The organism is Magnetococcus sp. PR-3, assembly GCF_036689865.1.
GTDB lineage: Bacteria > Pseudomonadota > Magnetococcia > Magnetococcales > Magnetococcaceae > Magnetococcus.
The window spans coordinates 32,871-54,526 of sequence record NZ_JBAHUQ010000039.1; the positions used below are offsets into that span (position 1 = coordinate 32,871).

Annotated in this window: 20 protein-coding genes; 18 read left to right on the forward strand and 2 right to left on the reverse strand. The window is 53.1% G+C overall.

Annotated elements, in window-relative coordinates:
* Window positions 1-384 carry a (2Fe-2S) ferredoxin domain-containing protein gene (locus V5T57_RS18125; RefSeq protein WP_332892669.1) on the reverse strand — a complete coding sequence of 128 codons (384 nt, stop codon included), beginning with the start codon at window positions 382-384 and terminating at the stop codon, window positions 1-3.
* A gap of 381 nt (window positions 385-765) precedes the next feature.
* Between V5T57_RS18125 and V5T57_RS18130 the strand changes: the two genes are divergently transcribed.
* From V5T57_RS18130 to ald, 7 genes are all read left to right on the forward strand, one after another.
* Complete coding sequence (locus V5T57_RS18130) at window positions 766-1,101, forward strand: TusE/DsrC/DsvC family sulfur relay protein (RefSeq protein ID WP_332892670.1); 336 nt, start codon at window positions 766-768, stop codon at window positions 1,099-1,101.
* Between the two features lie 284 nt (window positions 1,102-1,385).
* A complete protein-coding gene (locus V5T57_RS18135; RefSeq protein ID WP_332892671.1) occupies window positions 1,386-2,093 on the forward strand; it encodes a respiratory nitrate reductase subunit gamma in 708 nt (235 codons plus the stop codon).
* Window positions 2,094-2,201: 108 nt separating this feature from the next.
* The gene (gene dsrK / locus V5T57_RS18140) at window positions 2,202-3,704 is read left to right on the forward strand and encodes a sulfate reduction electron transfer complex DsrMKJOP subunit DsrK (protein ID WP_332892672.1); all 1,503 of its coding nucleotides are present in this window, start codon (window positions 2,202-2,204) and stop codon (window positions 3,702-3,704) included.
* Window positions 3,705-4,433, forward strand: coding sequence for a ribonuclease PH (gene rph / locus V5T57_RS18145; RefSeq protein ID WP_332892673.1), 729 nt, complete (start codon window positions 3,705-3,707; stop codon window positions 4,431-4,433).
* A 131-nt stretch (window positions 4,434-4,564) separates the two neighbouring features.
* Window positions 4,565-5,734, forward strand: a complete 1,170-nt coding sequence (gene hemW, locus V5T57_RS18150) for a radical SAM family heme chaperone HemW (RefSeq protein WP_332892674.1) — start codon at window positions 4,565-4,567, stop codon at window positions 5,732-5,734.
* 56 nt (window positions 5,735-5,790) lie between these two features.
* Window positions 5,791-7,419 carry a methyl-accepting chemotaxis protein gene (locus V5T57_RS18155; RefSeq protein WP_332892675.1) on the forward strand — a complete coding sequence of 543 codons (1,629 nt, stop codon included), beginning with the start codon at window positions 5,791-5,793 and terminating at the stop codon, window positions 7,417-7,419.
* A 260-nt stretch (window positions 7,420-7,679) separates the two neighbouring features.
* Complete coding sequence (gene ald, locus V5T57_RS18160; RefSeq protein WP_332892676.1) at window positions 7,680-8,792, forward strand: alanine dehydrogenase; 1,113 nt, start codon at window positions 7,680-7,682, stop codon at window positions 8,790-8,792.
* Between the two features lie 5 nt (window positions 8,793-8,797).
* Here ald and V5T57_RS18165 read toward each other — a convergent pair whose 3' ends face one another.
* On the reverse strand, window positions 8,798-10,186 hold the full coding sequence (locus V5T57_RS18165; RefSeq protein ID WP_332892677.1) for a M48 family metalloprotease: 1,389 nt from the start codon (window positions 10,184-10,186) through the stop codon (window positions 8,798-8,800).
* Window positions 10,187-10,344: 158 nt separating this feature from the next.
* Between V5T57_RS18165 and fliJ the strand changes: the two genes are divergently transcribed.
* From fliJ to V5T57_RS18220, 11 genes are all read left to right on the forward strand, one after another.
* Window positions 10,345-10,800, forward strand: a complete 456-nt coding sequence (gene fliJ / locus V5T57_RS18170) for a flagellar export protein FliJ (RefSeq protein WP_332892678.1) — start codon at window positions 10,345-10,347, stop codon at window positions 10,798-10,800.
* Window positions 10,800-11,312 carry a MotE family protein gene (locus V5T57_RS18175; RefSeq protein WP_332892679.1) on the forward strand — a complete coding sequence of 171 codons (513 nt, stop codon included), beginning with the start codon at window positions 10,800-10,802 and terminating at the stop codon, window positions 11,310-11,312. Before fliJ ends, V5T57_RS18175 begins: the two co-directional genes overlap by 1 nt.
* A 437-nt stretch (window positions 11,313-11,749) precedes the next feature.
* Complete coding sequence (locus V5T57_RS18180) at window positions 11,750-12,568, forward strand: flagellin N-terminal helical domain-containing protein (RefSeq protein WP_332892680.1); 819 nt, start codon at window positions 11,750-11,752, stop codon at window positions 12,566-12,568.
* A gap of 143 nt (window positions 12,569-12,711) precedes the next feature.
* Entirely contained in the window at window positions 12,712-13,317 is a 606-nt protein-coding gene (locus tag V5T57_RS18185) for a hypothetical protein (RefSeq protein WP_332892681.1), read from the forward strand.
* Complete coding sequence (locus V5T57_RS18190; protein ID WP_332892682.1) at window positions 13,304-14,041, forward strand: hypothetical protein; 738 nt, start codon at window positions 13,304-13,306, stop codon at window positions 14,039-14,041. The genes V5T57_RS18185 and V5T57_RS18190 overlap by 14 nt, the downstream gene beginning before the upstream one ends.
* 95 nt (window positions 14,042-14,136) lie before the next feature.
* The gene (locus V5T57_RS18195) at window positions 14,137-14,955 is read left to right on the forward strand and encodes a flagellin N-terminal helical domain-containing protein (protein WP_332892683.1); all 819 of its coding nucleotides are present in this window, start codon (window positions 14,137-14,139) and stop codon (window positions 14,953-14,955) included.
* 127 nt (window positions 14,956-15,082) lie between these two features.
* Complete coding sequence (locus tag V5T57_RS18200) at window positions 15,083-15,898, forward strand: flagellin (RefSeq protein WP_332892684.1); 816 nt, start codon at window positions 15,083-15,085, stop codon at window positions 15,896-15,898.
* A gap of 1,641 nt (window positions 15,899-17,539) precedes the next feature.
* The gene (locus tag V5T57_RS18205) at window positions 17,540-18,355 is read left to right on the forward strand and encodes a flagellin N-terminal helical domain-containing protein (protein ID WP_332892685.1); all 816 of its coding nucleotides are present in this window, start codon (window positions 17,540-17,542) and stop codon (window positions 18,353-18,355) included.
* Window positions 18,356-18,560: 205 nt separating this feature from the next.
* Complete coding sequence (locus tag V5T57_RS18210) at window positions 18,561-19,379, forward strand: flagellin N-terminal helical domain-containing protein (protein WP_332892686.1); 819 nt, start codon at window positions 18,561-18,563, stop codon at window positions 19,377-19,379.
* A 202-nt stretch (window positions 19,380-19,581) separates the two neighbouring features.
* Window positions 19,582-20,397, forward strand: a complete 816-nt coding sequence (locus tag V5T57_RS18215) for a flagellin N-terminal helical domain-containing protein (protein ID WP_332892687.1) — start codon at window positions 19,582-19,584, stop codon at window positions 20,395-20,397.
* 205 nt (window positions 20,398-20,602) lie between these two features.
* Entirely contained in the window at window positions 20,603-21,421 is an 819-nt protein-coding gene (locus V5T57_RS18220) for a flagellin N-terminal helical domain-containing protein (protein ID WP_332892688.1), read from the forward strand.
* Window positions 21,422-21,656: the final 235 nt, after the last annotated feature.

Consider the following 21,656-nt stretch of genomic DNA (forward strand, 5'->3'; position numbering starts at 1 on the left):
TTACATAATGCGCAGACGCTCAACAGGCTCACCGCCATCGACAAAGTGCTTGTCAAAGATCTCACCAACATCTTCGGGCTTAACATTGCCGTACCAAACCCCTTCAGGGTAAACAACAGCAACGGGACCACGGTCACAGGGACCCATGCAGAAGGTGCCGGTAACAAATACCTGCTCAAACATGCCGCGCTTTTCCAACTCAGCATTGAAAGCTTCGAAGGTTCCCTGGGAGCCACTGGCCTGACAGGAGCCACGGGGGTGGCCTTCGGGACGACGGTTCATGCAGACAAAAACGTGATGCTTGGGTTTCATAAAAAAAGCCTCCTGAGCAAAATAAACCCCAGTAGCTGTTACGTCATTAAGGGTGAACAGCCACATTTTCATGATGTTGCAACCATATTCTTTATCCTTAGGGATAAAAAATATGGCGGCTGGCAATGATAACACATTGCCAAAGTTGGGGTGAATTCTGGTCATCCTTGGCATTTCTGTCAACAAATGGATAAAATCAATCCCCGTCATTCGTCAAAATTGATGATGAAAAAACGCCGCAACCCACGGATTTTTGTGAACTCTTGATGAGGAAGGGGTTTTTCCTCCGGTTGTTAGACCATTCGGGGGGTTGACTTCCGTGCGTTAGGAATTCATGATATGCTAATGTTTGATTGAAAACGCTGCATCGCGGAGCGATAAGCGTACGGCCACGGTAGTGGTTGTTTGCCTGAACGATGACACATAGAGTGTCACCATAACGGAGAACGAGATATGTCCAGCTTTGAACTCAACGGTACCACCTACGAAACTGACGAAGACGGATACCTCGTCGACCTCGGGCAGTGGAACGAAGACGTTGCCAACTACCTGGCCAAGGAAGAAGGCATCGACATGACGGAGTCCCACTGGGAAGTCGTCCACTTCCTGCGTGAGTACTATGAAGAGTACAAGATTGCCCCCATGATCCGCATCCTGACCAAAGCTATCGGTAAGAAGCTGGGTAAGGACAAGGGCAACACCAAGTACTTGTACGATCTGTACCCCGGTGGTCCTGCTAAGCAAGCCTGTAAGATCGCTGGCCTGCCCAAGCCTACCGGCTGCGTATAATACGCATCTACCGGGGATACCCCAATGGGGGTATCCCCGGGCCGAAAAACCGCACTTCGGTGTGGTTGCAAAAAGAGACCGGCTTTCGCCCCTGTATACCTTTGGCCAAAGCCGGTTTTCTTTGTGTACTTCATGAGAATGGACCTTATCTGGTTACCCGGTGCAGGGATCTGTCTGAAGGTGTTCTTTGGTACCGATCCGGACACCTGCAGCGAGTTACTTCGCCGGGTATGTTAGAACCCCGGTAAGGTTTAAACCCGTAAACAGCCAGAGGGGAAACCTGGATGTTGCAGATCCTCGCCTATGCCGCCCTGACGATTTTTGTGCTCGGTATTTTCTTGCGTATCGTCAAGTATGCCCGTACACCTGCCCCCCTTAATATCCCTACCACCCCAGCCCCAGTGACCAAAAAAGGTGTTGTATGGCGTCTCTTCACAGAGGTGGCCTTTTTCAACAGCTTGTTCAAAGGGGATAAGTGGACCTGGTTGGGTGGTTATGTGTTCCACGTGGCTTTGGCCATTGTGACCCTGCGTCATTTGCGCTACTTCGTGGAAGATATTCCTGAAGTTGCTGCACACTTCCAGATTGTAGGTATCATTGCTGGCATCGCCATGGTTGGCGGTCTCGGCTTCCTGTTCCTGCGCCGTCTGATGGTTGACCGTTTTCGTCACATCTCCTCACCTGCCGATTTCCTCATCCTGCTGCTGCTTCTCGCCATTGGCGTCAGCGGTTTGCTGATGACCTTTGTGGTGCACCCAGATGTGGTAGAGATCAAAGCGGCCATGATGAGCTGGTTGTGGTTTGATGTAGACAATTTTGTCCCCCCCACGGATGTAGTGTTCTTACTGCATTTTGTGATGGTGTTGGGGCTGATGATTATCTTCCCCTTCAGCAAGCTGATGCATATGGTGGGTATCTTCTTTAGTCCCACCCGCAACCAGGCCGATAACCCGCGGGAAGCCAAGCACGTCAACCCCTGGTCCAAATACTGATTTTGGGTTGATTTGGGAACATGGAGCCCACCTTGTTATGAGGTGGTGTAACACGAACGAAAGCACCCTTGTGGTTTGCACGGGTTTGCTAAGCTAAGGAGTCTTCACGTGGCTGATGACATCCAAGTACCGGTAATTGGTGATGACATTGTAACTCCGGCCCCTGAAGCTGGGACGATGAACCATCTCAACCCGATTCCGGCCCAGGCCAAGCATATGGAGCCACTGGATTTCCCCAGTGGGCGGGTGGAGAATTGGCAGGAAGCCGGTATTGAGAAGTTTGGGGATCTACTCTCCAAGTATCGCTCTTTACAGGTGTTTATGGATATCTGCGTAAAATGCGGATCCTGCACCGATAAGTGCCACTACTTCCTGGGTACTCAAGATCCTAACAACATGCCGGTTCAGCGTGCTGAACTGATGCGTGAAGTCTACCGTCGCTACTTCACACCTGGGGGTAAGATGTTCCCCGATCTGGTGAAGGCTTCGGATTTTGACGAAGAGATGCTGGATAAGTGGTTTACCTACTTCCACCAGTGCTCCCAGTGCCGTCGCTGCTCGGTCTTCTGCCCTTACGGTATTGATACCGCTGAGGTTTCCATGGCAGCCCGTGAGCTTATGGACAGCATTGGTGTGGGTCATAAATACACCACAGAGATTGTGGCTAAGGTCCATGATCTGGGTAACAATCTAGGTATTCCCAAACCTGCCCTGAAGGGTACCTTGGACTTCCTGGAAGATGACATTCTGGAAACCTCAGGCCATGAAGTACGTCTGCCTTTGGACCAAAAGGGTGCCGATGTTCTGTTAATCGCCCCTTCGGCTGACTTCTTCTCAGCACCCCATGTGGACTCTTTAATGGGGTATGCCAAGGTATTCCACCAGGCTGGTATCAGCTATACCATCAGTTCGGTTGCTTCTGAGGCAGCTAACTTTGGTATGTTCATTGGTAACTTTGATCAGATGCAGAAGATCGCCAAGCGCATCAGTGATCAGGCCCGTGAGCTGGGTGTCAAACGTATTGTGGTGGGTGAGTGCGGTCACGCATGGCGTGTTGCTTATGCCTTCTGGAATACCCTGAATGGTCCCTTTGACTATCTGGACCCCAGGTATCCGGTACCTCAGCATATTTGTGAGTTTACCAACGACCTGTACAACCGTGGTGCGTTGACCATGGATCGTACGGCGAATGATGACAAGATCATCACCTTCCATGACTCCTGTAACGTGGCACGGGCCTCCCGTATGGGACCCAATCCCGGTGGACAGTTTGAAATTCCACGGGCATTGATCAAGGCCTCAGCCAACCGTTTTGTGGATATGGACCCAGATACCATTCATGAAAAGACCTTCTGCTGCGGTGGTGGCGGTGGTTTGTTGACGGATGAGTTGATGGATCTGCGCATCAAGGGTGTCATGCCCCGTGTCACCGCCTTGAAAAAGGTGATGGACGAAGACAATGTTAACTTCCTGGCCCTGATCTGTGCCATCTGTAAGGCGCAGTTTACCAAGGTGCTGCCCTACTACGACATCCCCATGGATATGGTGGGTGGTGTTCACCAGTTGGTCAGTAACGCGATTCAGTTGGGTTCCAAGAAGGGTGTGGTTTAATTGAATAACTCTCCCCGTTTTAGTGGTCGCCGCCCCGATGAACTGCGGGCGGTGACCATGACCCGTCATTTTGCCAAGCATGCTGAAGGTTCCTGCCTGATCACCTTTGGAGATACCCACGTCTTATGTACCGCCACGGTGGAGGAGTCTCAACCCCGTTGGATGCGTAATGAAGATCGTGGTTGGGTAACCGCTGAATATGGCATGTTGCCCCGCTCGACCAATACCCGTATGGGCCGTGAAGCCAGCCGTGGTAAGCAGAGTGGGCGTACCCAGGAGATTCAACGTCTCATTGGGCGGGCCATGCGTTCGGTGGTGGATCTTAAAGCTTTGGGTAAGCGCACCATCTGGTTGGATTGTGATGTTATCCAGGCCGATGGCGGTACCCGAACCGCAGCCATTACCGGTGCTTTTGTCGCCATGCATGATGCGGTTTCTCGTCTGTTGGATGCCGGGTTGATCCGTGATAACCCTTTACGGGATCATGTGGCCGCCGTGAGTTGTGGCATTGTTGATGGTCTGCCTGCTCTGGATCTTGACTATCGTGAAGACTCCAGCTGTGATACCGACATGAATTTTGTGATGACCGGCTCTGGCGGTTTTGTGGAAATTCAAGGTACGGCAGAGGGGGCACCCTTTTCCCGTGCTGAGTTTGATGCCATGGCTGGCTTGGCCGAGCAGGGGATTATGGCGTTGATTGAAGAGCAGAAAAAGGCACTTAAAGCTTAACGGTTTGGTGTCTAACAAAGATAAATACACAAGGGGCCTTTCATGGCCCCTTGTTTTGTTTGGGGGTGCTGCTTCAGAGTAGGTGGCACCCCTTTTTATGTTGGGGTCTTCGTTTGAATGGACGGTTTAAGATGCCACCACTGTCTCTATACATCCACATACCCTACTGCGTTCACAAATGCCCCTATTGTGATTTTCACTCCAGGGTCGATGCTGTTGTGCCCCAAGCAGACTATGTGGATGCACTGCTGATAGAGATGCGCTATTGGCGGGCGCGTTTGCAGGGGGATAAACGGAACTTACATACGCTGTTTTTGGGTGGGGGTACCCCATCCCTGTTTGATCCTGAGCAGATTGCCCGGTTGCTACAGGGGATTGCGCAGATATGGCCTCTCTCACCCACCTGTGAAATCACCTTGGAGTCCAACCCTGAATCCCTGACCAAGGACCGTTTAGCGGGGTATCGTCAAGCGGGTGTAACCCGTATTAGTATGGGGGTCCAGGCGCTGGATGATGCACGTTTACAGAGGTTGGATCGTCCCCATAACCGCAGCCAGGCACAGCAGGCATTGGCTTGGTTGGGGGAAGCTGGGTTCAGGAGTTGGAGTGCCGATCTGATCTATGCCACACCCGATCATACCCTAGAGGGGTGGTTGAAAGAGTTGGATGAGATCTTGGCTTATTCTCCGCCCCACCTCTCCTGTTATGCCCTGACCGTGGAGCCAGGAACCCCTTTTTTTCAGCAACAGCGCGAGGGGGGGTTGCACATACCTGAAGATGAGCAGCAGTTGGTTTTGATGGATGCCACCTATGAACGGCTGTCTAAGGCCGGGTTGCCCCCGTATGAGATCAGTAACTTTGCCCGAGTACACCACCCCTGTCGGCATAATCAAAATTACTGGCAGTTTGGGGATTATTTGGGGGTCGGTGTGGCGGCCCATGGCAAAGTGACCGATGCAGCGGGTCGGGTGGTGCGAAGTGCTAACTTGGCGGATGCCGCACGTTATTTTAGCCGTTTGCAGGAGGAGGGGGTACCACCCTTGGTACGGGATATGCTCTTAAGCCCACAGGAGGCAGGCAATGAGGCGTTGGTTATGGGTCTGCGCACCATGGAAGGGTTGAACAAAGCAACTTACCAACAGGCTCGGGGAAAGCCTGTTGAACAGACGGTAGGTGGTGATCTTTCCTGGTTTTTAAAGCAGGGCCTTGTTGCACATAATGACACACATATCTGGTTAACCAGCAAAGGGTTAAGGCTGGGTGATGGGGTGATGTCAGAGCTGATGGAGATGGAGCTTTGAGCAGCTTTATCTGGGTTTGATTACAGTATCCATGGATTGGATGGGGTGAGGTTTACATGTTGCGCCTGCTTTATGCTACCTCGTTACGGGTGAAATTACTCTTCATCGTCTTTTTGGCGCTGGTCGGTATTTTGATCTCTGGTGTGCTCTCATTGCACATGCTTCGTAGCCAAATGATGATGGATCGTCAGTTGATGGTTCAGGCGTTGGTTGAGGGCGCAAGTAGCCAAGTCCAGCGTATTTATGAGATGGAGCGGATCGGCGCTTACTCGACCGAGGAGGCGCAAGATCTGGCCAAGACCGTGGTGGGATCCATGCGCTTTAGTGGGGGTAACTACTTTTGGATCAATGATCTATCGCCACGCATGGTTATGCATCCGGTCAACGCCTCTCTGAATGGGCAAGCGTTGGCAGGCTTCAAAGACCATGAAGGTAAGGCTTTTTTTGTGGATATGGTCTCTGTGGTGCGTGAGCACGGCGCAGGCTTTGTGGCGTATCAGTGGAGTCGACCCGGATCAGACCAGCCAGAGCCCAAGCTCTCCTATGTTCAAGGGTTTGAACCGTGGGGTTGGATGATCGGTGCGGGTATCTATTTAAAGGATGTGGATGCCGCCGTGAACCAGGGGGCCAAAGAGTTGGCTGGTGGTTTGGTGGTTCTGCTGACCTTGTTGCTGGCTCTGGCCTGGTTTATTAGCCGTATGGTCCGTCACCAACTGGGAGGCGAGCCCGATCAGTTACAGGTGGTGTGCCGGGCTATTGCAGATGGTGATCTGGACTTTTTTGGAAGACACCCTGCGGTTAAAGCACCAACAGGTGCTTGGGCAGACTTAATGCGGATGAATCAAACTCTGGTTGGGGTGGCTCGGACCGTACAAGCAGGTGCCCACGGGGTGAATGAAAGCAGTGATCACCTGGCACAGACCTCCAGCGCCTTATCAGAAAGTGCCGATGAGCAAGCCAGTACACTCCGGCAAACGGCCTCTGCTATGGAGAATATTACCCATAACATTGCTCAGAACAGTAAGCATGCCCAAGGGGCTGAGGGGATCTCTCAGCGTGCCTATGAAGGGGCTAAATCCGGTGGTGAGGCGGTGGATGAAGCGGTACAGGTGATGCACAACATTGCCAATAAAATTGGGATTATTGAAGAGATTGCCCGTCAAACCAACCTTCTGGCTTTGAATGCAGCGATTGAGGCAGCCCGTGCGGGTGAGCAGGGTAAGGGGTTTGCCGTTGTGGCTGCAGAGGTTCGTAAACTGGCCGAGCGTAGCCAGGAGGCCGCCGCAGAGATTGGTGAGTTATCTGGTGAGACGGTTAGTGTTGCCGAGCGGGCTGGTGAGATGATCACCGCAATGGTTCCACAAATTCAGGATACCGCCAAGCTTGTTGCAGAGATCGCCCGTACCAGCCAGGAACAGAGCCTTGGGGTTGCACAGATCAACCATGCCGTTCAGCAGATGGAGGGGGGGGTGCAGCAGAACCTACAAGCAGCCCAAGAGGTAGCCAGTGCTGCAGAGACTTTATCGGCACAGTCGGAGCGTATGGGTCAGGATTTAAGCTTCTTCCGGGTAGGTAAGGTGGATACCAAAGCTCTGCCCCCCGTCTCTAAACGTAGTCGTGAGCCGGTTAAAACCGTGGCAAATTCTCAGCCTCAGTTGGCCCTACCCAGCCCTAAAAAGAGATAAAGCTTCAGATCCTACCAAGAGTTTTCTGCCTTGATGAGGGTGTGACCTCCACCCGGGTAGCCCTGCGTTGGGTGGCCATATCCTTAATGGGTTGTTCTGGCTCTCTCTAGAGGGCTTGTTAAAGGGCGTACCGTCACGTTTTGGTATCTGGGCAACCACAGAAAACCGACCCCCCGCAGAGAACTTCTTACCCAATCTACCCCTCAAACGTTTTCAGATGGTTATATTAAAGGGTTTCTAACCCCCAACGGAGTCTCACCATGATCATCGGTGTCGTTAAAGAGATCCGCACCCAAGAAAACCGTGTTGCACTGACCCCTGATGGGGCCGAAACCCTGATCCAAAATGGTCATACCGTCTTGGTGGAGCAGAGCGCAGGCTTGGGCAGTGGTTTTGAGGATCATCACTACCAGGCGGTGGGGGCGACTATTCATGCCGATGCTGCCACAGTTTGGCGTGATGTAGAGTTGATGCTCAAAGTCAAAGAGCCCCAACCTCAGGAATATCCTCTGCTGCAACCAGGGCAAATGCTCTTTACCTATTTCCACTTTGCCGCATCAGAACAGCTTACCGAAGCGGTGATCAACTCCGGCGCTGTGGCCATTGCCTATGAAACGGTTGAGGACCAGCAGGGTAACCTGCCTTTGCTCACCCCAATGAGTGAGGTTGCCGGGCGTATGGCGATCCAGGAGAGTGCCAAATATCTGGAGCGTGCCCAAGGGGGGCGGGGTATTCTATTAGGTGGGGTTCCTGGTGTGGCCCCTGCTCAAGTGGTGATCATTGGGGCTGGGGTGGTGGGGACAGAGGCTGCCCGTATGGCTGCTGGCTTGGGTGCCGATGTCAAGTTGCTGGATGTAAACCTGGAACGTCTGCGCCGTATGGCGGATATACTGCCGGCCAATGTGACGACCCTGGCTTCTAATCCGGGGGTGTTGAGAGAGGCTATCCAACAGGCTGATGTGGTGGTGGGGGCTGTCTTACTAAAAGGAGCTCGGGCGCCAAAGCTCATAAGCCGGGCACAGCTCAGGCAGATGCAACCTGGTGCGGTGATTGTGGATACCGCCATTGATCAAGGGGGGATTTTTGAGACCTCCCGTCCCACAACCCATGAAGATCCGGTCTATCTTGAAGAAGGGGTTATCCACTACTGTGTGGCCAATATGCCCGGTGCTGTACCCATGACCGCAACCCGAGCCCTAACCAATGCCACACTACCCTATGCCTTAAAGCTGGCTAATTTAGGCTGGAAGACCGCCTGTGGTGACGATCGTGCCTTGGCCAAAGGGCTGAATATTGTGGCAGGTAAAGTGGTGTGCCGTGCGGTGGCACAATGTTTTGACCTGCACCATACCCCCAGAAAACAGCTTCTCTAAACCGGCTATTTTTTATACTTTTTAGCCTCTTCTTTTGCGGCTTTGATCTCGACCTTAATACGGTTGCGCAACGCATCTTTAACGGGCAGATGTTTTAAGGCCTGACGGTAATGCCACAGGGCACGTTTGGTCTTTAGCCGCCGACGTTCGTAACGGGCCAGGGCGGTGTGGCTCATACCCAGGTTACCCCGCTTCCCTTCCACAACCCCTAAGAGATAGAGGGGGGCATTCTGTTCAATATACTGGCTGGTTAGGCGGTAGAGTATATTGGCGGCTTCGTCAAACTGACCCGCCTCATGCAGGGCAAAGGCGAGACGATAGTGCATATCCGGATGTTGACCTGCACGGGCCACAGCCTGACGAAAGAGTATGATAGCCTCTTCCGGGCGGCCATGGTCCAGCACCACCAGCCCCAACTCCCGCATGAGATAGGGATCATTGGGGTTCTCTTTTAATAGAAGGCGCATCCCCTCTTCTGCTTTTTCCAGTTGGCCTGCATAGCGCATCCCTAGGGCAATGCCGTAACGTACCGCAAAGTGTTCAGGGGTACCTGGTAGCATACGTCTGAGTTTAAGCCGCTGTTGACGGAGAAAGGTTAAAAGATCCTTACTGGCGGAGGCTTCCAACTTGGCTTGAATACGTTTGAGCTGGTGTTGCCACTGCACCCGTTCATGGGTGGGAAAAGCCCCCATGTTTTCTCTTAAGCGGTCAATAAGATCCTGTCCGGCGTGCAGGCGCTCCAACCCCAGCGGGTGGGTACTTAGGTAAGCCGGCGGTACAGGGTTCATGCGTTGGAGTTGATAGAGGGTCTTAAAGAAGCGGGAGACCCCTTCGGGATCCATGGCTGCACGGATCATATAATCGACAGCCAACCGGTCAGCCTGTTGTTCTTTCACGCGGGAGGAGTCTAAAAGACCCTGCCGGGCGATGGCGTTACTACCGATTAAAAAGGCACTGGCACCCTCTCCGCTTCCCGCAACACCTGCAGCAATACCCAGTGCCGCACCGACCACCTGTTTGGCCAGCGCGGTACGGGCGTCGGCTTTTAATTTAATATGGTGGCCTGCCTTAAGGTGGCCCAGCTCGTGGGCAATGACCCCTGCAATTTCATCATAGTGTTTGGCTTTTAAAATAAGGCCGCTGTTGAATACGACATATTGGTTGGCCAAAGCAAAGGCGTTAATGCTGTTATCCAGGATCACAAAGAACTTAACCCGTTCGGGGTTCAACCCGGCGGATTTGACCAGGGGTTTGCCCATGGCCTGGATCAAAGCCATGACCTCCGGATCTGTAATTAACCGAACCGATGCCGCTTGGGATACCTTGGCAGGGAGAACAAGTAATAAGAGTATCCACAGGCTCAATAAGGGGCGATATGGTCGTTGTTTGAACATCCTGGTCCAATCCGGCGAGCTTTTTGCTTAGTCTCTATCCTGAGAGGTGCCGTATGCTGAACGTTAGCTAGGGGCAGCTCTCTCGTAAAGCAGAGTGTACTCCGCTTTGGCTTCGGTCCCAACCGGTGTTGGAACCCAAAAGCAATAAAGGTGTGTGTGTGGCGGTTAACCGTTTCAGCCGGCTTGTTGAGCTACGTCGTTTGCGCGAAGAGGCGCAAGGGGGCGAGTATGCCAAAGTTTTGGCAGACCTGAATGACTTGAAACAGCAGGTCACCCTGTTGGATCAGGAGACAGAGCAGGCCCGTGCGGATGCTTTGGATCTGGTGGGCGACCATACCACCATTCTCTCTGGTGATATGATCGCGGGCTTTTTTGAAGGGCAAAAGGTTCGGCGTACACGACTATTAGAAGCTGTAGAGAAGAGTGAGCCCCTTGTTGAGGCCGCCAAGCAACGATGGCTTGAGGCACGTAAGGGGTTACGTCAGGCAGAAAAACTGGAAGAAAAAACCGACCTTAAGTTGCAAAAAGAGGCACTGAGGGTCGAGAACCGAATGTTGGACATGGCCGGGGTGGTGCGTCACATTCGGCAGCAAGATAAGGAGACCATGCTGTGATGAATGGGATTAAGCGAGTTATGGCCATGGCGGTAATGGCTTTTGGATTGATGGTATCACCCGTTATGGCGGCACAAGATCAGAATGGTGCCCCCCGTGATCCTGTCGATTTACTAAAAACGCTCGAAAAGCGGCAAGTGTCTCTGGAAGCCAGAGCCAAGGCGCTGGATCTGAAAGAGCAGGAGATCAAACGTATGGGGGAGATGGTGGATAAGCGTCTCAAGGCATTGACCGCCCTGCGTGAAGAGGTCCGTCAGGATATCTTGGAAGAGAAAAACATCAATACCGAGAATATAGCCCGCCTAGCTCGTATCTATAGTGCCATGAAGCCCAAGGTTGCAGCCAAACAGTTGAAGGACCTTGAACGTACCACGGCGGTAAAGATACTTAAGGTGCTTAAAGAGAAGGTGGCGGCTAAGATCTTTGATAAAATGGATCCGATGGAGGCTGTTCCTCTGGCAGATGCCATTGGTATGACACTGCAGGAACGCCGCATGCGACGCATTCAATAGCGGGTTTAGCTTGCATAGGTGTCGGGGTTTTCTAAAAAGCACGCCAATGGCGTGCTTTTTTTGTTTATATTAAACAAGCACATACATATAAAATTAAGAAAAGGAGCAAAAAAAGGTTAAGGGGTTTGGATATCCCGTCGATAAATTCTCTTACGCACAGCAAAATGACTGTGTGAAAACAAAAAAATGAAGCAGCATAAAAAAACGCTTAAAGGTTCCAAGGGAGGGGCCGATAAGCATACTAACGGCCACAAGAGCCGTGACTTGAAGGGCAGTACCTAAGGGAAAAAGATGGGGGCAAGAGGCCCGCATTTATAAAAAAGTAGTAAACGCTGTATTAGGGTTAGGGTTGGCCCTGTAAAACGAACAACCCACCTCCAGCCAAGGACGGAAAACACGAAGACCATACTGGCTCTTCGTACGTTGGAGGTAGAACCATGCCACTTTACGTAAATACAAACGTCGCTTCGCTGAATGCGCAGCGCAAATTAACGCAGTCTTCTAACGATCTGTCTACCACTTTCGCACGGCTCTCTTCCGGGTTGCGGATTAACTCCGCTAAGGATGATGCAGCTGGTCTGGCCATCACCAATCGTATGACGGCCCAGATTCGCGGACTCAACCAGGCTGTTCGCAACGCCAACGACGGTATATCCGTTGCGCAGGTTGCCGAAGGAGCCCTGGACGAAACCACCAACGCTTTGCAGCGTATACGTGAGCTGGCCGTACAGTCGGCCAACGCCATTTATAACACTTCAGACCGTCTGAACCTTGATAAAGAGGTTGATCAGATGTTGGCTGAAATTCAGCGCATCTCCGGTGATACGGAGTTCAACAAGCTGAATGTTTTGGATGGTACCTATACCGCGCAAAACTTCCAGGTGGGTGCTTTTTCTAGTCAAACCATCACAATGAGCATCAATGGTGCTCAGATGTCCCATCTTGGTATTACCGCCCTGACCATTAGTACCCAGGCTGGTGCCGAAGCGGCACTCTCTTTGGTGGATAACGCCCTGAACAGCATTTCAGATGTACGTGCTGACTTGGGTGCCATTCAAAGCCGGTTTGGTGCGGTCATCGGTAACCTGACCAATATTGTGGAAAACATGTCAGCTGCACGCTCCCGTATTCAGGATGCGGATATTGCGGCTGAGACGGCCAACCTGACCAAGACATCGATCTTGCAGCAGGCGGGTACCGCAGTGTTGGCGCAGGCTAACCAGCAGCCTCAATTAGCTCTTCAGCTTCTGGGTTAAGGCTCGGATATAACGGATTGAGCTGTGCCCGGTTGGGCGCAAAGGGACACGTGTGTCCTGAGCCGATAACATAAGGCTCGAAGAGAAGATATAAGTCTTTATTGTGTGGTTTAAGCGCGGTTGCGCAAGATGGGAGAGGTGTAATGTCATTTCATGTCCGTTCACATCCATCAGGCCTTCGGGGTGATGGAAGCGGGGAGTCCGGTTGGGAAGCAATTCCCGATGGTCTTGACCGTGTGGCGGCTAAGGAGTGTCATCCTGACCATCTTCGTAAGGTGCCTGGGTTAGGCATGGTAGGGCGCTTTCTACACATGATGGGTCCTATGGAGATGTCCGACACCGCCCGTGTGGGGGTGGAGGGGCTAGCACGCATGGCGGAGCTGGCTGATCTGGGCCGCCCCGGTGGGGAGGCACAGCAACAGATTCATGCACTGGCTGAGTTGGCTGTGCAGGGTCGAGTAACATCAGAGGACCGAGAGATTCTTCGGGTTGCGGTTCGGCGCCTGATGGAGGCGATCAACGCAGCGGCTAATGATGAGCCGCAAGAGATCGAGGGGGGTGCACTTAATCCAGTGGGACGGTTACGCAATGGCCAAATGGTGCCTTTGGGGCTGGTTGAAGGACCAACTCAGGAGGTAATGGGTGAGGAAAGTCCCCATTCGTGTGATCAAGCCGGTTCCGGTCAAGAGCAGACAAGCTCAAATGAACGGATAAAATCCGCGCTGGGAGAGAGTGATGTTGACATGTAATGCACAAACTGCGCGCCGGGCCAAGCAGGCTCGTGCTGGAGCAGCTTCTAAATTAATAGCCAGTGGGCCGATGCCCCATTGGGCAACCAAGCTGGAAATGTCTTGGGTTCGCCGTATCGAACCAATGCCTGTATATCGCCCTCAACAGGGGTTTTTACTGGCAGAAGTTTGGCGGGAGATTCGGATGGCCATTCGTTCCATGCCTGCCAGTCGCGGTGGTTGTTCCCGCCTGGTCAGTCAGGTAGCGGGGCGGCGATCAAAACCACTGAATCATGTGGGGCGTTTGATGACGCTGCACGGACCAGAGACACCACGTATGCGGGCTAGAAATAACCGGCAACTGTCAGAACATCAGGTGGAGATTGAGAATTTAGGTTCTGTTTTCCATGTGATTACGACGGAGCCGGAAGGGGTCAGGGTACAGGTACCCCGGAACCGTACGATCGGTCAGTGGCGTATACGTAATGGTCGGGTTATTCGTTCCGGTGCACTGCGCCGCCGACGTGGGCCAATGCCCCGTCGTGGTCAGCTTCCCAATGGGGTTGTTGAACAGCGTGATGGTGCCATGGGGTGGTCGATCTTTAACGATGGAACCTCCCTGCTTATGGAACAGGATCAAGAAACAAACCTGGCTTACTGTTTGTGGGATGGTGAGCAGGAAGAGACAGCCCAGATTACAGGATCGTCACCGGTCAATGGGATCTGGCAGGGTATGACCAGCTAACGGCTGATCAAAATAAAGATGGGGAAACCATAGGGTTACCTCATGCGCAATAAGCTAACCGGCCTGCGAGTCGGATGCACAATGGACGTAAGACCATGGCGCTTTATATCAATACAAATATTGCTTCGTTGAATTCGCAAAAGATGCTGACGAATTCCACGAATTATCTACAAGACCGTTTTGAGCGGCTGGCTTCGGGTAAAAAGCTTAACTCCGCGAAGGATGATGCCTCGGGTTTGGCGATCACCAACCGGACCACCGCACAAATTCGGGGAATGAACCAGGCTGCACGTAATGCCAACGATGGTATCTCATTTCTACAGGTCTCTGACGGAGCCCTGGAGCAGACTGAAGATATGTTGCAACGGTTGCGTGAGATGGCAGTGCAATCTGCCAACGCCACATACAACAGTACCGATCGGGCTGATATCCAGCTTGCTGTTGCTGAACTGACGGCTGAAATTCAGCGCATTGGTGCCGAACGTAAATTTAATGATCAGGTGATGTTGGATGGCACCTTTGCCAACCAGAACTTCCAGGTTGGTGCTTTTAGCTCAGAGGTGATCACCGTAACCATTCCATCAGCAACCGCCAGTGCCGTTGGTGTAGAGGATCTATCGCTCTCTACCCAAGCCAAGGCAGAGGCTGCGCTGACTACGCTGGATACGGCCATTGATACCATTGCACAGATCCGCTCGGACCTGGGTTCTACCCAGAACCGCTTTATGTCGGTCATTGCCAATCTGACCAGCATGTCCAACAACACGTCGGCCATGCAAGCACAGATTACCGATACCGATGTGGCTGCGGAAACCGCCAGTTTGACCCGAGGTTCGGTTATTCAACAGGCGGGAACGGCCATGCTTGCCCAGGCCAACCAGATGCCCCAGCTAGCACTACAACTGTTGGGTTGATGGAACGGGTAATGGTACGGAGAGAGATCATGTAGAGGTTGCCCGGTGGTGTTAGAGGCGCGCCATAGGATGGCAGACTTCACCACCGGCCCGGTACAGGCTTTGGAAAGCCTGGGAGGGTAAAAGGATGACTATGTATGTCAATCCCAATGCCTTTTGGTTGAATGCGCAGCAATCGGTTAATGGTTCGGCCTTAGGGATCGGGAAAACCGAAGAACGGCGTACACAAAGTAAGCAAGCACGTGTACGGCAAAAGGATCGGCAAGTATCAGCAGCTGCAGCCATGACGGCACAGGTGCGAGGAAGAAACCAGGAGTCTCATGAAACCAATGATGGGATCTCCATGGTACAGGTGGCTCAGGAGGCGTTGTCACAAACCTCATCCACGTTGGAGCAGATTCGAGATCTGACCCAGGAAGTGGGAGAGGACAACCCCGAAAGTAAAGAAAAAGCCACATATAACCAACAAGTTGAACAGCTTTTAGCAGAAGTGGATCGGATCGCGTCGCAAACTCAGTACAACCAGCACACATTGATCTCGACAGGTGGGTGGACTGGGTTAATTCAAATAGCGCCACAACAGGAAATTCGTCTAACCGTTGGTAGTGCCACACAACAAGCACTGGGGTTAGATGAGATGAACTTCACAAATCTGCAAGGGCAGAACGTGGAGGGGGTGTTGCGGCAGATGGACAATGCCATTACCAGTGTGGCGGATATGCGGGCTTCACTGGGGGATATGCAGACGCGTTTTAAGCAGGTTATGGAACAGATTGATCGGTTGGAGGTGGATGCAAAGGACGGAAAGGTAAAGATCCAAGATGTTGAGGTTGCCAAGGAGGCGACACGGCAGGCAAAGGGATCTATACAGGCTTATTCCGACCGCTCCATCTTGGCTCAGGCCAACCAACAGCCAGTATTGGCAGTCAATTTACTCAGTTGAAGGATGACCCAACGGGGCCAAGGAAGGCTCGGAATGTACGGTAAGGAAACCGTCGCCAGGAAGGCGGACCGCCCGCAAAAGGTGGATGGGTCACCAAAGGTTTGAATGTTGTACCCAACGGGGCCAAGGAAGGCTCGGATTATACGGTAAGGAAACCGTCGCCAGTTAAGGCGGACCGCCCGCAAAAGGTGGATGGGTACANTGGGTCACCAAAGGTTTGAATGTTGTACCCAACGGGGCCAAGGAAGGCTCGGATTATACGGTAAGGAAACCGTCGCCAGTTAAGGCGGACCGCCCGCAAAAGGTGGATGGGTACACCAGAGGTTTGAATGTTGTACCCAACGGGGCCAAGGAAGGCTCGGATTATACGGTAAGGAAACCGTCGCCAGGAAGGCGGACCGCCCGCAAAAGGTGGATGGGTACACCAGAGGTTTAGAAGGTTGTATGTCACGGGGCCAAGGAAGGCTCGGAATTATACGGTAAGGAAACCGTCGCCACGGAAGGCGGACCGCCCGCAAAAGGTGGATGGACATACACAAAGGTTGAATGTTGTACCTCACGGGGCCAAGGAAGGCTCGGAATTATACGGTAAGGAAACCGTCGCCACGGAAGGCGGACCGCCCGCAAAAGGTGGATGGGGTAGAGCAGAAGGTTCGGGTGGTAGGAGACCCGGAGCAGGGAAGCACAGAGTAGAGGCAGCAGGGAAGGTGCCGGACAGACAGCCGGTGAGGCCAGGAGGCACCACCAAAGGTCTACAGGGAGTAGATCAAGCCATGCCACGGAAGGCGGTTGGCAAGGCACAAAAGCTATAAAAATCACCCTCATGGATGGAGGGGCCTGGAGGTGGCTTTCACAAGATGAAACCACAGGTAGGTTAAGGTTTTTACAGTAGGTGCCAGGGAAGGTTAGGGCTGGGGTTGGCAGGATGGCAAACCGAGGTCCGAGGTGACAGGACGTCACCATAGAACCGATCCAGGTAAGAGTGGAGTGGACAGGAAGTCCCAGCTCTGGCCAGGAGAGCCCAAGGCAGGGAGTTGATCCTCCACATGTGGAGGCCCTCAAGGAGTAAGAGGGATGGTGGGGAACCACCTTTGGCCTAGGCCCACGGAGGGGCTTTTAGCGCCACAAGACCGCAAGGAAGCGGTCGGTCCGTAGAGATGCTGGAAGCGTCATAAGGACCAAACAGAGCTTGGATAGCTCGAACGCCAAGGGTGGCGTTCTAAGGAAAGAAAACCACCCAGATGATTAGAAGGGTGTGGCAGGGGAGCCATGAGTTTAGAGGATTGGACCAGCCAGGAGGGTTGGAAAAATCGGTAGGTGGAGTCGGTATGTCACAGACATAAGGCTCATGGCGAAAGGGTAATTGTTTTTAGGATAAAAGCCGTAGCAGGAAATCGCCAGGAAGGCGATCGCACCCAAAGATGGGTTTCAGCACGTGAGCACCCCAAAAACCGACCTGATAAAGGCGGGACTTCCAAGGATAGGAGGTTGGCGGGGTGAGCTGAAATACTTCAGAGGGTTCAACGGAAAGCCGGGTTGGATCGGCCCGGGCGAATGAACGATCCACCACTCCAGGGACGGAGAGGTCTAGAGCAGGCAAACCCCATAGGAGGGGGGCGCCCACTAACAAGGAGAAAAATCATGGCTCTGTATATTAATACCAATGTTTCCTCGCTCAACACCCAGCGCAAGCTGATGAACAGCACAAATGCCTTAGGCAAGACGTACGAACGTCTCTCTTCAGGTTTGCGTATTAATAGCGCTTCGGATGACGCTGCTGGTCTCTCTGTGACAACACGGATGACCTCCCAGGTTCGTGGTTTGAACCAAGCGGTGCGTAACGCCAACGATGGTATCTCTCTGGTGCAGGTGACCGAGGGTGCATTGGCTGAGACCGAGTCTGCTCTGCAGCGTATGCGTGAACTGGCTGTGCAAGCGGTGAACGGAACTTATACCAATACCGATCGTATGGACCTGCATGATGAGGTTGCTCAGCTGGTTTCTGAAATCGACCGGATTGCGGATAACACGGAGTTTAATAGTCAGAATGTTCTGAACACGACCCAAACCTTTGAAATTCAAGTGGGTATGGATCAGGACCAAACCATTAGTGTGACCACCACGGATGCCAACACAGCCTTGTTGGGTGTGAACGCAACCACGGTCTCCACCATGGCCCAGGCCAGTGCTGCGATTGCTGAGATTGATGCCGCCATCGCTTCGGTTTCTGACATGCGCTCTACACTGGGTGCTCAGCAGAACCGTTTGGAAGCCGCCATTTCCAACCTGACCAACGTGGTTGAGCGCACTGAAGCGGCCCGTTCGCGGATTTTGGATGCAGATATCGCAGCCGAGACGGCCAATCTGACCAGAAATGCGATCATGCAACAGGCCGGAACCGCCATTTTGGCCCAGGCCAACCAGCAGCCCCAGCTTGCGCTGAGCCTGCTTGGTTAACGGTAAAGGAACTCTCGCTCTCTGCATGGGCAGAGGGCGAGAGCCCCTCCTCAAGTCCATACGGTTGGTGGATTTGAGAAGGGGCTCTCTCGGGAGTCCGGTGGTTGAGCCCACCGCCTAAAAAGAAGGGCTCTTCGTGCCAAGGATGGTGCGGTTTAGAGAAGGTGAACCCTAATGGGTTTACCCCATACCAAGGAGAATGATCATGGCCCTGTATATCAACACAAACGTTTCCTCGCTCAACGCCCAACGCAAGCTGATGAACAGCACCAATGCCCTGGGTAAAACCTATGAGCGTCTCTCTTCTGGTCTTCGCATTAACAGTGCGTCTGATGATGCCGCTGGCCTGTCGGTGACCACCCGTATGACCTCCCAGGTTCGTGGTTTGAACCAGGCGGTGCGTAACGCCAACGATGGTATCTCTCTGGTGCAGGTGACCGAGGGTGCTTTGGCTGAGACCGAATCTGCTCTGCAGCGTATGCGTGAATTAGCGGTTCAAGCGGTCAACGGAACCTACACCAGTACCGACCGTAACGACCTACACGATGAAGTGGCTCAGTTGGTTTCTGAGATCGACCGTATTGCTAACACCACTGAATTTAACAGCACCACGGTGATGGATGCAGACAAGACGTTTGAGATCCAGGTGGGTATGGATCAGGACCAGACCATCAGTGTGACCACGATTGATGCCAATACCACCAACATTGGTTTAAGTGGCGGCTTTACGGTTTCAACCATGGCCGGTGCGAGCGGTGCCATTGCGTTGATTGATAACGCCATCGCTTCGGTTTCTGACATGCGCTCCACACTGGGTGCCCAGCAGAACCGTTTGGAAGCGGCCATCTCCAACCTGACCAACGTGGTTGAGCGTACCGAAGCTGCGCGCTCCCGGATTATGGATGCAGATATCGCAGCCGAGACGGCCAACCTGACCAAGAATGCCATCTTGCAACAGGCTGGCACAGCAATCTTGGCCCAGGCCAACCAACAGCCCCAGCTTGCGCTGAGCCTGCTTGGTTAAATGTAAGAGACCCGCCCTCTGCTGTGGCAGGGGGCGGGAGCCTCTCCCCAAGTTCACACCGGTGAATTTGGGAAGGGGCTCCCCATAAAGGGGGTCCGGAGGTTGAGCTCACCGCCTAAAAAGAAGGGCTCTTCGTACCAAGGATGGTGCGGTTTAGGACAGATATGCCCCACTGGGTGTATCGACACCAAGGAGAAAAATCATGGCTCTGTACATCAACACCAATGTCTCTTCCATCAATGCCCAACGCAAGCTGCAGAATAGTACCGGTGCTTTGGGTAAGACCTATGAACGTCTGTCATCTGGCCTGCGTATTAACAGTGCCTCGGATGATGCGGCTGGTCTGTCTGTTTCCACCCGTATGACCTCACAGATTCGTGGCCTAGGTCAGGCCATGCGTAACGCCAACGATGGTATCTCTCTGGTGCAGGTCACCGAGGGTGCTTTGGCTGAGACTGAATCTGCCCTACAGCGTATGCGTGAGCTGGCTGTTCAGGCGGTCAACGGAACCTACACCAATACTGACCGTGCTGACTTGCATGATGAGGTTTCTCAGCTGGTTTCTGAGATCGACCGGATTGCAGATAATACGGAGTTTAATAGTCAGAATGTTCTGAACACGACCCAAACCTTTGAAATTCATGTGGGTATGGATCAGGACCAGACCATTAGTGTGACCACTACAGATGCCAACACAGCCTTGTTGGGTGTGAACGCAACAACGGTCTCCACCATGGCCCAGGCCAGTGCTGCGATTGCTGAGATTGATGCGGCCATCGCTTCGGTTTCTGACATGCGCTCCACACTGGGTGCTCAGCAGAACCGTTTGGAAGCGGCCATCACCAACTTGGCCAATGTGACCGAGCGTACCGAAGCGGCCCGCTCCCGGATTATGGATGCGGATATCGCTTCTGAGACCGCCAACCTGACCAAGAATGCCATCTTGCAACAGGCCGGAACCGCCATTTTGGCCCAAGCCAACCAGCAGCCCCAGCTTGCTCTGAGCTTGCTTGGTTAAGGGTAAGGGACCCGCCCTCTGTTTTGGCAGAGGGCGGGAGCCACTCCCCAAGTTCGTTCAGGCGACCTTGGGAAGGGGCTCCCTATTAAATTAGGGGTCCGGAGGTTGAGCCCGCCGCCTAAAAAGAAGGGCTCTTCGTACCAAGGAGGGTGCGGTTTAGGACAGATAATCCCCTCTGGGATTATCGACACCAAGGAGAAGAATCATGGCTCTGTACGTCAACACTAATGTCTCTTCCATCAATGCCCAGCGCAAGCTGCAAAATAGCACCAATGCTTTGGGTAAGACTTATGAGCGTCTGTCATCGGGTCTGCGCATTAACAGTGCCTCTGATGATGCAGCAGGCTTATCTGTCTCTACCCGGATGACCTCGCAGATTCGCGGTCTTGGGCAGGCGATGCGTAACGCCAACGATGGTATCTCTCTGGTGCAGGTCACTGAGGGTGCTTTGGCTGAGACTGAGTCTGCTTTGCAGCGTATGCGTGAGCTGGCTGTTCAAGCGGTCAACGGAACCTATACCAGTACTGACCGTGCCGATCTACATGATGAAGTGGCCCAGCTGGTTTCTGAGATCGACCGTATTGCCAACACCACCGAGTTTAACAGCACTACGGTGATGGATACCGGTAAGACGTTTGAGATCCATGTGGGTATGGATCAAGACCAGACCATCAGTGTAACCACCACCGATGCCAATACAACCAACATTGGTTTAAGTGCGGCCTTTACGGTTTCGACCATGGCCGGTGCCAGTGGTGCCATTGCGTTGATTGACAATGCCATTGCTTCGGTTTCTGACATGCGCTCCACACTGGGTGCTCAGCAGAACCGTTTGGAAGCGGCCATTACCAATCTGGCCAATGTGGTGGAGCGTACCGAAGCGGCTCGTTCGCGGATTATGGATGCGGATATCGCTTCTGAGACCGCCAACTTGACTAAGAATGCCATCTTGCAACAGGCCGGAACCGCCATTTTGGCCCAGGCCAACCAGCAGCCCCAGCTTGCGCTGAGCCTGCTTGGTTAAGAACCGCAAGATGCTTTGAATTGGGGGGTGGTGCCCCCGATACCCCCTGATGTTTAGGGGCCATGATGGTGCAGGGGTGGTGATGGGTGGTGTTTTCTCCCCATCACTGCCACCCGCACAACATGGGGCTTAAGTGAGCCTGTTGGAGGGGTTCACGGTGTATGGATACACCTCTAAGTCGTAACCAACACCAAGAGCGCGAGCTCTCTAACCAGATGTAATCGGTCTAACACCC